This is a genomic window from Pseudomonas sp. IT-P74 (genome assembly GCF_949768175.1).
GTDB lineage: Bacteria > Pseudomonadota > Gammaproteobacteria > Pseudomonadales > Pseudomonadaceae > Aquipseudomonas.
The window spans coordinates 234,256-246,475 of the sequence record NZ_CATKQD010000011.1; the positions used below are offsets into that span (position 1 = coordinate 234,256).

Below are 12,220 nucleotides of genomic sequence, written 5' to 3' on the forward strand. Positions count from 1 at the left end.
GGATTGCGGTGATGAGCGTGATGCTCGGTGCGTTCATGGCGGTGCTGGACATTCAGATCACCAACTCCTCGCTCAAGGACATCCAGGGCGCGCTGTCGGCGACCCTGGAAGAAGGCTCATGGATCTCCACCTCGTACCTGGTGGCGGAAATCATCATGATCCCCCTCACCGCCTGGCTCGTGCAGTTGCTGTCGGCGCGGCGCCTGGCGGTGTGGGTATCCCTCGGGTTCCTGGCCGCATCCCTGCTCTGCTCCATGGCGTGGAGCCTGGAAAGCATGATCGTGTTCCGCGCCCTGCAAGGCTTTACCGGTGGCGCGCTGATTCCGCTGGCGTTCACCCTGACCCTGATCAAGCTGCCGGAACACCACCGCGCCAAGGGCATGGCCATGTTCGCCATGACCGCCACCTTCGCCCCTTCCATCGGCCCTACCCTCGGCGGCTGGCTGACGGAGAACTGGGGCTGGGAATACATTTTCTATATCAACATCCCGCCTGGCCTGATCATGATCGCCGGCCTGATGTACGGCCTGGAGAAGAAAGAAGCCCACTGGGAATTGCTGAAAAGCACCGACTACGCCGGCATTCTCACCCTCGGCGTCGGGCTCGGTTGCTTGCAGGTGTTCCTGGAGGAAGGCCATCGCAAGGACTGGCTGGAATCGAGCCTGATCGTGACCCTGGGCAGCATCGCGCTGGTCAGCCTGATCAGCTTTGTGATCGTGCAGTTCTCCAAACCCAATCCGCTGATCAATCTCGGTATCCTCGGCAACCGCAACTTCGGGTTATCCAGTATTTCCAGCGTCGGGATGGGGGTCGGTTTGTACGGCTCGATCTACCTGTTGCCGCTGTACCTGGCGCAGATCCAGAACTACAACGCCCTGCAGATCGGTGAAGTGATCATGTGGATGGGCGTGCCGCAGCTGTTTCTGATCCCGCTGGTGCCCAAGCTGATGAAATACATCTCGCCCAAATGGCTGTGCACCCTGGGGTTCGGGCTGTTCGGGTTGGCGAGTTTTTCCTCGGGCGTGCTGAACCCGGACTTTGCCGGGCCGCAGTTCAATCAGATCCAGATCATCCGCGCCCTGGGCCAACCGCTGATCATGGTCACCATCTCGCTGATCGCCACCGCCTACATCCTGCCCCAGGATGCGGGATCGGCCTCGAGCCTGTTCAACATCCTGCGCAACCTCGGCGGCGCCATCGGCATCGCCCTGCTCGCCACGCTGCTGGATGCGCGGACCAAGGTTTACTTTGACTACTTGCGTGAATCCATCGTGCCGAGCAATCCGCAGGTGGCAGAACGGATCGCCTCGCTGGCTGACCGGCTGGGCAATGAAACGGCAGCACTGGGCAAACTCAGCGAGATCGCCCACCAACAGGCGTCGATCATGGCCTACAACGATGCGTTTCATTTTGTCGGGATTGCGCTGGGGATCAGCATGCTGGCGGTGTTGCTGACCAGGAAATTGCCGGAGGGGTTGAAGGCTGGGGAAGCGCACTGAGACCGAGTTGCCCCAATCGCGAGCAGGCTCACTCCTACAGGGATCACATTGAACCCTGTAGGAGCGAGCCTGCTCGCGATGAGGCCAGTTCAGACACTACAAATCAAACAGTGATCAACCGCTCGCGCAACTTGGCAATCTCGTCGCGCATCTGCGCCGCCGCTTCGAACTCCAGATCACGAGCAAGCTGATACATCTTCTCTTCCAGGGCCTTGATGCGCTTGGCGATCTCGCCCGGCGAGCGCAACTCGGCTTCGTATCGGGCGTTTTCCTCGGCGGCCTTGGCCATGCCCTTGCGCTTCTTGCTGCGCGAACCGGGCACGGTGGCACCTTCCATGATGTCGGCGACGTCCTTGAACACGCCTTTGGGGGTAATGCCATTGGCCAGGTTGAAGGCGATCTGCTTGTCGCGACGGCGCTCGGTTTCGCCGATGGCCCGCTCCATGGAACCGGTGATCCGGTCGGCATACAGAATCGCCCGACCGTTGAGGTTACGCGCCGCGCGGCCGATGGTCTGGATCAGCGAGCGCTCGGAACGCAGGAAGCCCTCCTTGTCGGCGTCGAGAATCGCCACCAGCGACACTTCCGGCATGTCCAGGCCTTCACGCAACAGGTTGATCCCCACCAGCACATCGAAGGTGCCCAGACGCAGGTCGCGGATGATCTCGACCCGCTCCACGGTGTCGATGTCCGAGTGCAGATAACGCACACGCACACCGTGGTCGGCCAGGTAATCGGTCAAATCCTCGGCCATGCGCTTGGTCAGCGTGGTGACGAGCACCCGCTCTTCCAGAGCGACACGCTTGGTGATTTCCGACAGCAAGTCGTCGACCTGGGTCAGTGCCGGGCGGATCTCGATTTGTGGGTCCACCAGCCCGGTCGGACGCACCACCATGTCAATGACGCGCCCGGCGTGCTCGGCTTCATAGTTGCCCGGGGTCGCCGAGACGAAAATCGTCTGCGGGCTGATGCTTTCCCACTCATCGAAACGCATCGGCCGGTTGTCCAGCGCCGACGGCAGACGGAATCCATATTCCACCAGCGTCTCTTTACGCGAACGGTCGCCTTTGTACATCGCACCGACCTGCGGAACGCTGACGTGGGACTCGTCGATCACCAACAAGGCATCGGCCGGCAGGTAATCGTAAAGCGTCGGTGGCGCCGCGCCGGCTTCGCGGCCGGACAGATAACGCGAGTAGTTTTCGATGCCGTTGCAATAACCCAGCTCGAGGATCATCTCCAGATCGAAACGGGTGCGCTGCTCCAGGCGCTGGGCTTCCACCAGTTTGTTGTTGGAGCGCAGGTATTCCAGGCGCTCCTGCAACTCGACCTTGATGCCTTCGACCGCGCCCATCAGGGTTTCCCGTGGCGTCACGTAGTGGCTCTTCGGATAGAAGGTGAAGCGCGGCAGTTTGCGAATGACTTCGCCGGTCAGCGGATCGAATGCCGACAGGCTTTCCACCTCATCGTCGAACAGCTCGATGCGGATCGCCTCGAAATCGGATTCCGCCGGGTGAATATCGATCACATCGCCACGCACGCGAAAGGTCGCACGGGCAAAATCCATGTCGTTGCGGGTGTACTGCAGGTCGGCCAGGCGTCGCAGCAGTTCACGCTGATCGAGCCGGTCGCCGCGATCCACGTGCAACACCATTTTCAGATAGGTTTCCGGGCTGCCCAGACCGTAGATGCAGGACACCGTGGTGACGATGATCGCGTCCTTGCGTTCCAGCAATGCCTTGGTCGCCGACAGACGCATCTGCTCGATGTGGTCGTTGATCGACGCATCCTTCTCAATGAAGGTGTCCGAGGACGGCACGTAGGCTTCCGGCTGGTAGTAGTCGTAGTAGGAAACGAAATATTCAACCGCGTTGTTCGGGAAGAACGCCTTGAACTCACCGTACAACTGCGCCGCCAGGGTCTTGTTCGGCGCCAGCACCAGCGTCGGGCGCTGCACCTGGGCGATCACGTTGGCGATGCTGAAGGTCTTGCCCGAGCCGGTCACACCGAGCAGCGTCTGGTGCGCCAGCCCGGCTTCGATGCCTTCGACCATCAGGCGGATGGCTTCCGGCTGATCGCCGGCGGGCTCGAAACGGGTGACTAGCTGGAATTCAGACATGAAATACCTCTGGATCACTCTTGCCGGTATAACCGACACGAACGAGAAAGACCGTAAACGACCGACTGTCGCCCGAAGAAAAAACTGGATTGTGCTCAATGTGGAGCCGATTGCCAGCGCTTTCAAGGCAAACGTCCTACATCGCGCAAAACCTTTGCCGACGCCATTCGACTAACGGTCGAAAAATAATCGGAAAAACTTAACCGAAAAGCCGAATCGCCTGTCGCCATTGATCGCGGATGGCCTCTATACTAGCTCCCCGTTTGTGCACCGCTCTAGTGCATTCGGCTGGAGCGCGACACGTCCCTCCACTCTCCATTCAGAGCCGCCGCAATAATGAGCCTGTTCTCCGCTGTCGAAATGGCACCACGCGATCCAATCCTGGGCCTCAACGAAGCATTCAACGCCGATACCCGGACCAACAAAGTCAACCTGGGGGTCGGTGTTTACTGCAACGAGGAGGGGCGAATTCCACTCCTGCGCGCCGTTGTCGAAGCCGAAACGATTCGCGCCGCTCAACACCTTTCCCGTGGCTACCTGCCAATCGACGGCATCGCCGCCTACGACCAGGCTGTGCAGAAATTGCTGTTCGGCAATGACTCGCCGCTGATCGCCGCTGGCCGCGTGATCACCACCCAGGCCGTTGGCGGTACTGGTGCTCTGAAAATCGGTGCCGACTTCCTCAAGCAACTGCTGCCAAACGCCGTTGTGGCGATCAGTGACCCGAGCTGGGAAAACCACCGCGCCCTGTTCGAAACCGCCGGTTTCCCGGTGCAGAACTACCGTTACTACGACGCCGCGACCCACGACGTGAACCGTACCGGCATGCTGGAAGACTTGAACGCGCTGCCAAACGGCTCGATCATTGTGCTGCACGCTTGCTGCCACAACCCGACTGGCGTGGACCTGAGCCCGGCGGACTGGAAAAACGTCCTGGACGTCGTTAAAGCCAAAGGCCACGTGCCGTTCCTCGACATGGCGTATCAGGGCTTTGGCGATGGCATCGACGAAGATGCCGCTGCCGTACGCCTGTTCGCTGAATCGGGCCTGACTTTCTTCGCCTCCAGCTCGTTCTCCAAGTCGTTCTCGCTGTACGGCGAGCGCGTGGGCGCCCTGTCGATCGTCAGCGAATCGAAAGAAGAAAGCGCGCGCGTGTTGTCGCAAGTCAAACGCGTGATCCGCACCAACTACTCCAACCCGCCGACCCACGGTGCCAGCGTTGTCGCTGCTGTGCTGAACAGCCCGGAACTGCGCGCCCATTGGGAAGCCGAACTGGCCGAAATGCGCTTGCGCATTCGTGGCATGCGCACCCAGATGGTCGACCTGCTGGCCAAAAAAGCGCCTCAGCGCGATTTCAGCTTCGTCGGTCGTCAGAGCGGCATGTTCTCCTACTCCGGTTTGACCGTTGAGCAGGTTCACCGCCTGCGCAACGAGTTCGGCATCTACGCCCTGGACACCGGCCGCATCTGCGTGGCCGCGTTGAACCAGAGCAACATCGAGGTGGTGACGGACGCTATCGTCCAGGTCATCTGATTACGCCTTGAAATGAAAAACGGGAAGCCATGTGGCTTCCCGTTTTTTTATTTGTCGCCTCTAAACTCCACACAATCCAAAATGTGGGAGCGAGCCTGCTCGCGATAGCGATGTACCACCACTAATGGTGAATGTGCTGTTGCCATCGCGAGCAGGCTCGCTCCTACAGGTTTTGTGTACACCCTGGAATTCCTGCGAGAACCCACATGAAAAACGATGACCTGCGCGCCGACCGCGATGACCTGGATGACCTGGATCACTTCACCCCCCGCGCCCCGACAAAACGCGGCAACAACCTGGTGATGCAAGTGGCCGCCGGTGTGTTTCTCGGCGGCCTGGCCCTGTGGCTGGTGCAATTGGGTGCCACGGCGCTCTACGCCAAGCTGATGCTTGCCACGATCACCTTCGGCGGTTAAGCCAGTTCGATCGCACGCTGGCTGGCAGCATCGTCGTAGGCGACATACAGCGATTCCGCGACCTGGCTCTTGATCGCTTTAGTGCTTTCCAGGCCGAGGACAAACCCTTCGGCCTTGCCGCCAGCACGGTTCAATGCTTCAGCGGTGCTGGCTTGAGTGATGGCGTCGAACAACTTTTCGGCGTGGGGGCCGACACCTTTGGGCAGGCTGATCTGAGAGATGCTCATGAGTGCACCCCGTGGTATCGAGGTGTGAGGGTCAAATGATTCATGGCGCGTACCTTTTCGGCGAATGGCCGGCAGCGCGTGTCACCACTTCCGGGCGGCCATGGTAGACCTCTGGTGCGATTCTGGTAACCGCCAATGACCGCGAAACCACCATCCGCCACCACGAATCCGTCCAATTGCCATTCGGTGCTTGACTTCTCTTTTTGAATCAGTAACATAGGCGCCATTCCGCGATAGCTCAGTTGGTAGAGCAAGTGACTGTTAATCACTGGGTCCCTGGTTCGAGTCCAGGTCGTGGAGCCATACAAGGTTCCAGAGAAGGCTTTCAAAATCTCTGAAACCACCGAAAAACCCGCCTTCTCAGGCGGGTTTTTTCGTTTTGGCGTTCCGTGGAATCCCGGTGGGCGATGGTACGACCCGCAAGGCTTTGATCGATGCCCACTTCAGATCATTGCCATCCCCCTACCCAACTGCCCTGCAGCAACCTATCCAAACGTGGCCATTTCCTTGCGCCAACCTGCGCAGCCTCCACCCGCCCACGTCTTCGGAAGTGTTCAGGAGGCCAGATCATGAGATGCCCAAGCTCCCGGTCGTAAGGAGCCGAAAGTCCCGCGTTAGTGGACAACCCTCACAGGTCGCAGGGGCCTTGATCCCTGATAGCACTCAACAGTCCAGTAATCGTCATCCCATGAAGCGATTTTCCTATTGTTCGGGAGCAAATTATCAATACCTTCGATTGCGTTGATAGTGAAAATCAGTACGAGCACTTTGTCTGCCTACCAACTGGATGGTAGTTTATTAGCAAGTTTTTAGATAACTGCAATCAACACCATCCCTGTGAGAATCCCATGCAAGATTGGAAGCAAACCCGCAAAGACATCAATACTCGCCTGGTAGAACTAAACGGCCTGTCTCCGGAAACAATGAAAGGCATGGCGGCGCTCGGCGCTGCTGGCGGCAAGACCAACCATCTGGATGCAAAAACTCGGGAGCTGATCTCCCTCGCCGTGGCCGTGACCACCCGCTGCGACGGCTGCATCGCCTTCCACGCCGCCGAAGCCAGGAAACTTGGCGTCACCAGTGAAGAAGTCGCCGAAGCACTCGGCGTGGTAATCAACATGAACGCCGGTGCCGCGTTGGTGTACAGCACACATGTGCTGGACGCATTCGATAAGTCGTAAATCAAACACTGACTTTCAACCTGTTAACGACTTCGAGACTCATCATGAATAAGCTGCTCACCCCTTACGATCTGTCCGGTACTGCGCTAAAAAACCGGGTCGTCATGGCCCCCATGACCCGCACCCGGACCCTGGACAACATCCCTAACGAGTTCACCACGCTGTATTACGCACAGCGTGCTTCTGCTGGTCTGCTGATCACCGAAGGCCTGCCGATTTCCGACGAAGCCCGTGGCTACTTGTACACCCCAGGTATTTATGCCGACGAACACTTGCCAGGCTGGCGTCAGGTCACCGACGCGGTGCATGCCAAGGGCGGGAAGATCTTCGCGCAGTTATGGCACGTTGGCCGCATGTCCCATATTTCGGTGCATGGCATGGTGCCGGTTTCTTCGGGCACTCAGCCGGCGGTCGATACCACGGTATATGCCTGGATCGAGCCAGGCGAATCCGGTCCTGTGCAACCCAGCGTGCCCCGTGCGCTGGAAACGGATGAAGTGAAACGTGTCATCGCTGACTTTGTGAAGTCTGCGCGTATGGCGATGGAGGCCGGTTTTGACGGTGTCGAAATCATGGCCGCCAACGGGTTCCTGTTCGATCAGTTCCTCAGCAGCGCCTTGAACACCCGTACCGACCAGTACGGTGGCTCGATCGCCAATCGCCAGCGCTTTGTGCTGGAAACCATTGACGCGATTTCTGCCGAAATCGGCGGCTCGAAGATTGGCGTACGGTTCTCGCCGTTTGGCCGCCTGTATGACTTTGGCGTGTACGAAGGTGAAGCACAAACCTGGATGAGCATGGCGGCAGCGCTTAATGAACGCGAACTGGCCTACGTCCACCTGAACTACCAACCGACCATCGTCGCCGCTGAAACGCCGCCGGGGTTCGGCGCCGCGTTCCGTGAAGCCTACAAGGGCACCTTGATGGCCGCCGGCGGGTTTAACCAGGCCCTCGCCGAGTCGGAACTGGTTAAAGGTGAACTCGACTTGATCGCCTTCGGTACGGCCTACATCGCCAACCCCGATCTGGTGGAGCGCATGCAGAACGGCTGGCCACTGGCAGAGGGCGACCGCGCGACTTACTACGGTGTCAGCGATCGCATTGCCAAGGGTTACACCGACTACCCGCAATACGTTGCAGCCAAAGCCTGATTATTCGAAGAGGTCAAAAGCGGAGATTGGGGAATCGCTGGCGAACCCGTGACTGCGAAGGATGTATTGAAACTGCAAGCATGTGAGTAAAGGGTTTCATCCCCACCGCAGATGGAGGAGGCTCAGTTAGATCGCCTCTTCCAACTCCGCAAGAATGGCTTTTTTCATGGCTCCGACTGAACGGGATCCGGGCATGACCCGCAGCAACCGCCCCTCATGGAACACCGCCAGGGATGGCACCGCCCGGATACCGTACATTTGCGCGATCGTCGGGGACACCGCCACATCAATCTTTGCAAAAGCCGCCAGGGAGTGAAGCTTTTCTTCCAAGGCATGGAAGACCGGCTTCATCTCCTGACAAGGCTTGCACCAGGACGCTGAAAACAGCAAGACGCTGCTGCCTTTGGCCACAAAGCGGGCGAACTGCTGAGCACTCAACTCAACGATACGGCTCATTTGGATCTCGCTCTCAATATGGATGGAGGGCGGCACAACCCAGTGCCGCACCGCGTCTGCCGATCAAATTTTGCAGCCATCCATGCCGCAGACTTGACTGCTGAATGTGTCATCTTCGACTTTCGACTTCTCCTGCATCTTGTTCAGCGCTTCAAGAAAAACAGCCTCAGGCTGAGCACCGGACAATGAGAAGGCATTATCGAATACAAACAAGGGCACGCCCGAACCTAGTTGCGCGGCGATATGTTCGTCTTCCTCCATCTCTTCGCGCAATTCAACGGATGACCACGCCAGTTGGATTAACGCGTCCAAAACGCCTGCGGCCTTGGCTATGGCCTCCAGGCTGCCGCGATCAAACAGCGACTGACCATGGGCGGTGCTTTGCTCATACAGCGCCTCGACCAGGCGTTTTTTGACGGCTTCGTCCGCAACCGCCTTGACCAGTACATGGGCATCTGCGGTATCGCCAAACAGCATGCTGTCAAAGCGGTAATCAAGCCCATCGGCCCGACCATATTTACTGACGGTGTTCATCATCGCGACAGCGGAATCCGGATTGCCGAGCTTGCGTTCAAGGGCTGCGATCATAGGCTCTGGCGCGTGATTCGCCGCCAGGCGATAGGCCCTGACGTTGACTTGTACATTGTCTTTTTCAGCAAATTTATCGAGCGCCTGCTCGAATCGACGCTTGGCTATCCAGCACCAAGGGCAAACAAAATCAGACCAGATATCCACTGCATATTTTTTCGAATAAGTTTGCATGACTCGTCCTGTGCTCAAAGAAATCAAGACCGCGTTGCCAGCATTCAGCCTGCTTTCACCTGTACTGAGTGAAGGCGTGAAAGCTCCCGCGATGGGTAATGTTGTTCAGTTAAGGACGTTGTAGGAGCGAGCTTGCTCGCGATGGACTCAAGAGCGCCCCGTTCAGCCAGTCAATACGCGTTATCGTTAACGACCATCGCGAGCAAGCTCGCTCCTACCATCAGGCCCGAACAGCCATAATTCCAGCATCCACGTCCCAGATTGCGCCGGTCACCCAGGACGTCCTGTCCGACAGCAGGAACAGGATGGTGTTGGCGACGTCTTCGGGAACGCCGACTCGTCCCAACGGGTGGAAATCGTTCAGCGACTTCATCGCTTCCGGGATCGCCTCTTTGTCCATGAACCCTTCATAGATCGAGGTGTGAACGATCCCTGGCGAGACGGCGTTGACCCGGATACCCGAGGGAGCCAATTCAATGGCCAGGTTGCGTGTCAGCGCATGCAGACCTGCCTTTGCCATGGAGTAGGCAGAGGCCGGCGAACCTGCCAATGCGGCCTGTGCACCGATGGAGCCGACGTTGACAATTGCCCCCTCAAGCCTGGCGGCCAGCATGTTCTTGACCACGGCCTGAGTGATGAAGAAGGTCGCACGATTGAGAGACAGGTACATGTCGTACTCAGCCTCATCGTGCTCGGTGAACGGCTTGGGAATAAAGATCCCGGCGGCGTTCACCATCAGGCTGATATCGCTATGGTTGGCATTGATTTCGTTGCGAACGAAATTCATGCCCTCTTCAGTCATCAGGTTGGCGACGATCACCGACACAGGGCCCAGCGGACTCAGCTCGTTACACACTGCATCGGCCTTGTCTTGCTTGCTGCCGGTGAGCACCACGCTGCCGCCTGCCTTGAGCACCATGCGGGCCGTTTCCAGGCCCATGCCACTGGTGCCACCGACAACCAGCAGTTTTTTACCTTTGAAAAAATCGTTCATTGCAGACTCCGGTTATCCAGATTTCGTAAGGGCCGGCACCAGGGCAACTAGCCGCCTACCGGTGCGAGCCAGGTTTGAATCTGTTTGAAACAGGCGAATCAGCCCTCACGCACTTCCAGGGTCGGCACCATGCGGATGGCTTTCGAGAAGTTGGCGTAGTTGACCGAGGTTTTGAGCACCACGTTGTGCAGCTCTTCAACACGCTCACGGGAGGCGTCGGTATGCAGGCGAATCACTACACTCACTTCGTCGTAGCCCGGGTTGACGCTTTCGTCGATACCCAGAAAACCACGCAGGTCGAGGGTGCCGTCAGTCTCGATTTCCAGGCTGTGAATCTTGATCCCCATCATCGCGGCGTTGGCGGCATAACCGACCGACATGCAGGCGTTGAGAGCGGCCATCAGCAGCTCTTGAGGGTTAGGCGCAGTGTTTTGGCCCAGCAATTCATCAGGCTCATCGGCGACGATTTCGAAATCCCGCGAATAGGTTTCACCGGCCAGACTGTAGCGATTGACTTTGGCCACTGTGCGAGTCTGGCCTTTCCACTGAGTCTTGACGTTGAAGCTCGCGTGGCGCTTGGTCGCATCCTCAGCAACGCCTTGGGCAAACTGCTGGAGTGCGGCGACATCGATACCATTCAGGTTGTTGCTCATGTGTTCGATCCTCTTCGGATGGACCGGGCGGCTGGCCCGAAAGAGAAATAAGCCTACCAACTAGTAGGTCGACCATCAACAGATTATTCTTCTTATAACCCATCGCCCAAAAAACAGCTTCGGCAGAGTTTTCCTGAATAGGGATAACTGCGGGTCACACACCGCAAGTTCAGACATGGGCAGGTATCCGCAACCCAAACGCGAGACTAGACGTACGCTCGTCAGATTGAGTGCGCGCAAAAAGAATTCAGAGAGTGTGAGCCAGACGGCTGAAACCACTTACGAGGCAGGAAAACGGACCGAGCCAGCAGGCGCAGAATCGGTCGTTTTATGACGCAGTAAAAAGCTGATCAAGTCTCAGTGATGCGTTTCGGTAACCCGAAGCCCATCCAAAATGAAAGCAAATCCGGAAGACTGTTCGTAATTGTCGTTCAGCGCCCAAGATACAAAGCTGCCACCTTCCAACGTATTCAAGATGAACCTGGCAACCTTCACGCCGTCCAGCTCAGCCTTGAGCTCCCCTGCCGCTTGGCCCAGTGCGATATTGGCCTGAAGCCAATTGAGATGGATCTCGAAAAAGTCCCGCGTCAATGCCTTCAGGCTTTCAGGCAAAGCCAGCAATTCCGCCGCCAGGGCGCCGCAGAGCGGAAGCATCGCGTTTTTACTGCTTTGTGCGAACATCAAGGCGAAGGCATTGAGCCGATCGATAATGCCGGTATTTTCATCATTGATGCATTCCAGCTGAATCTTGAACCGGAACAGATAACTCTCAACGATGGCAATCGCCAGACTTTCCTTGGTGGGAAAGTGGTGGTGAATACTCGCCTTCCTGATACCGATGTCTTCCGCCAGATCGGCATAACTGAAAGCTGCGTAGCCCTTGGTACGCAACAGAATCTCAGCGCTGGTCAGGAGGTCGGTGCGTGTACTCATGATGCCGTTTCCAGATTTATCAATGCGGCATCATAAATTAGTACTTCTTCATAAGACAGCGCTCAGCGTGCGCACCTATGACTCCCCCCGAAAAACCCGCCTTCTGGCGTAATGCTGTTCAGTGTAGGAGCGAGCTTGCTCGCGATGGACTCAAGAGCGCCGCGTTTAGCCAGCAAATACGCGTCATCGTTGACGACCATCGCGAGCAAGCTCGCTCCTACAAAGAATCAGCATTGGCCTTCTCAGGTGGTTTTTTTCGTTTTGGCGTTCCGTCGAATATGACCTACGACTAAAAT

14 protein-coding genes, 1 tRNA gene and 1 pseudogene are annotated in these 12,220 nt (G+C 57.6%); 9 read left to right on the forward strand and 7 right to left on the reverse strand.

Annotation, left to right across the window (positions count from 1 at the left end; all coding sequences use genetic code 11):
* Positions 1 to 8 precede the first annotated feature (8 nt).
* Complete coding sequence (locus ACM6J5_RS10070; protein WP_191628394.1) at positions 9 to 1,499, forward strand: MDR family MFS transporter; 1,491 nt, start codon at positions 9 to 11, stop codon at positions 1,497 to 1,499.
* Positions 1,500 to 1,602: 103 nt separating this feature from the next.
* Here the strand turns inward: ACM6J5_RS10070 and uvrB are convergent, their stop codons facing one another.
* Positions 1,603 to 3,618, reverse strand: a complete 2,016-nt coding sequence (uvrB, locus tag ACM6J5_RS10075; RefSeq protein ID WP_095943693.1) for an excinuclease ABC subunit UvrB — start codon at positions 3,616 to 3,618, stop codon at positions 1,603 to 1,605.
* Here uvrB and ACM6J5_RS10080 point away from each other — a divergent pair.
* The 3 genes from ACM6J5_RS10080 to ACM6J5_RS10090 all read left to right on the forward strand — a co-directional run bounded on the left by ACM6J5_RS10080 (position 3,617) and on the right by ACM6J5_RS10090 (position 5,567).
* A complete protein-coding gene (locus ACM6J5_RS10080; protein ID WP_172435339.1) occupies positions 3,617 to 3,793 on the forward strand; it encodes a hypothetical protein in 177 nt (58 codons plus the stop codon). The genes uvrB and ACM6J5_RS10080 overlap by 2 nt on opposite strands.
* A gap of 161 nt (positions 3,794 to 3,954) precedes the next feature.
* The gene (locus ACM6J5_RS10085; RefSeq protein WP_095943694.1) at positions 3,955 to 5,151 is read left to right on the forward strand and encodes an amino acid aminotransferase; all 1,197 of its coding nucleotides are present in this window, start codon (positions 3,955 to 3,957) and stop codon (positions 5,149 to 5,151) included.
* A 206-nt stretch (positions 5,152 to 5,357) separates the two neighbouring features.
* The gene (locus ACM6J5_RS10090; protein WP_150672795.1) at positions 5,358 to 5,567 is read left to right on the forward strand and encodes a hypothetical protein; all 210 of its coding nucleotides are present in this window, start codon (positions 5,358 to 5,360) and stop codon (positions 5,565 to 5,567) included.
* Here the strand turns inward: ACM6J5_RS10090 and ACM6J5_RS10095 are convergent.
* On the reverse strand, positions 5,564 to 5,794 hold the full coding sequence (locus tag ACM6J5_RS10095; RefSeq protein ID WP_414928380.1) for a hypothetical protein: 231 nt from the start codon (positions 5,792 to 5,794) through the stop codon (positions 5,564 to 5,566). The genes ACM6J5_RS10090 and ACM6J5_RS10095 overlap by 4 nt on opposite strands.
* Before the next feature lie 227 nt (positions 5,795 to 6,021).
* Between ACM6J5_RS10095 and ACM6J5_RS10100 the strand changes: the two genes are divergently transcribed.
* From ACM6J5_RS10100 to ACM6J5_RS10115, 4 genes and pseudogenes are all read left to right on the forward strand, one after another.
* A tRNA-Asn gene (locus ACM6J5_RS10100) sits at positions 6,022 to 6,097 on the forward strand.
* A gap of 545 nt (positions 6,098 to 6,642) precedes the next feature.
* On the forward strand, positions 6,643 to 6,975 hold the full coding sequence (locus ACM6J5_RS10105; RefSeq protein WP_414928381.1) for a carboxymuconolactone decarboxylase family protein: 333 nt from the start codon (positions 6,643 to 6,645) through the stop codon (positions 6,973 to 6,975).
* Between the two features lie 44 nt (positions 6,976 to 7,019).
* Positions 7,020 to 8,126 carry an alkene reductase gene (locus ACM6J5_RS10110; RefSeq protein WP_414928382.1) on the forward strand — a complete coding sequence of 369 codons (1,107 nt, stop codon included), beginning with the start codon at positions 7,020 to 7,022 and terminating at the stop codon, positions 8,124 to 8,126.
* Positions 8,127 to 8,216 (forward strand): annotated as a pseudogene (locus tag ACM6J5_RS10115) (4-oxalocrotonate tautomerase); the annotation flags it as partial.
* 36 nt (positions 8,217 to 8,252) lie between these two features.
* On the opposite strand, the gene ACM6J5_RS10120 reads toward ACM6J5_RS10115, so the two are convergent.
* From ACM6J5_RS10120 to ACM6J5_RS10140, 5 genes are all read right to left on the reverse strand, one after another.
* Positions 8,253 to 8,582 carry a thioredoxin family protein gene (locus ACM6J5_RS10120; RefSeq protein ID WP_414928383.1) on the reverse strand — a complete coding sequence of 110 codons (330 nt, stop codon included), beginning with the start codon at positions 8,580 to 8,582 and terminating at the stop codon, positions 8,253 to 8,255.
* 63 nt (positions 8,583 to 8,645) lie between these two features.
* Entirely contained in the window at positions 8,646 to 9,344 is a 699-nt protein-coding gene (locus ACM6J5_RS10125; RefSeq protein ID WP_414928384.1) for a DsbA family oxidoreductase, read from the reverse strand.
* Between the two features lie 220 nt (positions 9,345 to 9,564).
* A complete protein-coding gene (locus ACM6J5_RS10130; RefSeq protein WP_414928385.1) occupies positions 9,565 to 10,338 on the reverse strand; it encodes an SDR family NAD(P)-dependent oxidoreductase in 774 nt (257 codons plus the stop codon).
* A 98-nt stretch (positions 10,339 to 10,436) separates the two neighbouring features.
* Entirely contained in the window at positions 10,437 to 10,991 is a 555-nt protein-coding gene (locus ACM6J5_RS10135; protein WP_414928386.1) for an OsmC family protein, read from the reverse strand.
* A 357-nt stretch (positions 10,992 to 11,348) separates the two neighbouring features.
* Positions 11,349 to 11,924 (reverse strand): TetR/AcrR family transcriptional regulator, encoded by a 576-nt coding sequence (locus tag ACM6J5_RS10140; RefSeq protein ID WP_414928387.1) that lies wholly within the window; start codon positions 11,922 to 11,924, stop codon positions 11,349 to 11,351.
* Between the two features lie 77 nt (positions 11,925 to 12,001).
* Here ACM6J5_RS10140 and ACM6J5_RS10145 point away from each other — a divergent pair, with 77 nt between their 5' ends.
* Positions 12,002 to 12,217 carry a hypothetical protein gene (locus tag ACM6J5_RS10145; protein WP_414928388.1) on the forward strand — a complete coding sequence of 72 codons (216 nt, stop codon included), beginning with the start codon at positions 12,002 to 12,004 and terminating at the stop codon, positions 12,215 to 12,217.
* The last annotated feature ends 3 nt before the right edge of the window (positions 12,218 to 12,220 follow it).

Coding starts and splice junctions, on each gene's coding strand:
- ACM6J5_RS10110 (WP_414928382.1), top strand. CDS start 7,020: ATGAATAAGCTGCTCACCCCTTACGATCTGTCCGGTACTGCGCTAAAA.
- ACM6J5_RS10135 (WP_414928386.1), bottom strand. CDS start 10,991: ATGAGCAACAACCTGAATGGTATCGATGTCGCCGCACTCCAGCAGTTT.
- ACM6J5_RS10140 (WP_414928387.1), bottom strand. CDS start 11,924: ATGAGTACACGCACCGACCTCCTGACCAGCGCTGAGATTCTGTTGCGT.
- ACM6J5_RS10130 (WP_414928385.1), bottom strand. CDS start 10,338: ATGAACGATTTTTTCAAAGGTAAAAAACTGCTGGTTGTCGGTGGCACC.
- ACM6J5_RS10095 (WP_414928380.1), bottom strand. CDS start 5,794: ATGAGCATCTCTCAGATCAGCCTGCCCAAAGGTGTCGGCCCCCACGCC.
- uvrB (WP_095943693.1), bottom strand. CDS start 3,618: ATGTCTGAATTCCAGCTAGTCACCCGTTTCGAGCCCGCCGGCGATCAG.
- ACM6J5_RS10105 (WP_414928381.1), top strand. CDS start 6,643: ATGCAAGATTGGAAGCAAACCCGCAAAGACATCAATACTCGCCTGGTA.
- ACM6J5_RS10125 (WP_414928384.1), bottom strand. CDS start 9,344: ATGCAAACTTATTCGAAAAAATATGCAGTGGATATCTGGTCTGATTTT.
- ACM6J5_RS10120 (WP_414928383.1), bottom strand. CDS start 8,582: ATGAGCCGTATCGTTGAGTTGAGTGCTCAGCAGTTCGCCCGCTTTGTG.
- ACM6J5_RS10085 (WP_095943694.1), top strand. CDS start 3,955: ATGAGCCTGTTCTCCGCTGTCGAAATGGCACCACGCGATCCAATCCTG.
- ACM6J5_RS10090 (WP_150672795.1), top strand. CDS start 5,358: ATGAAAAACGATGACCTGCGCGCCGACCGCGATGACCTGGATGACCTG.
- ACM6J5_RS10080 (WP_172435339.1), top strand. CDS start 3,617: ATGAAATACCTCTGGATCACTCTTGCCGGTATAACCGACACGAACGAG.
- ACM6J5_RS10145 (WP_414928388.1), top strand. CDS start 12,002: ATGACTCCCCCCGAAAAACCCGCCTTCTGGCGTAATGCTGTTCAGTGT.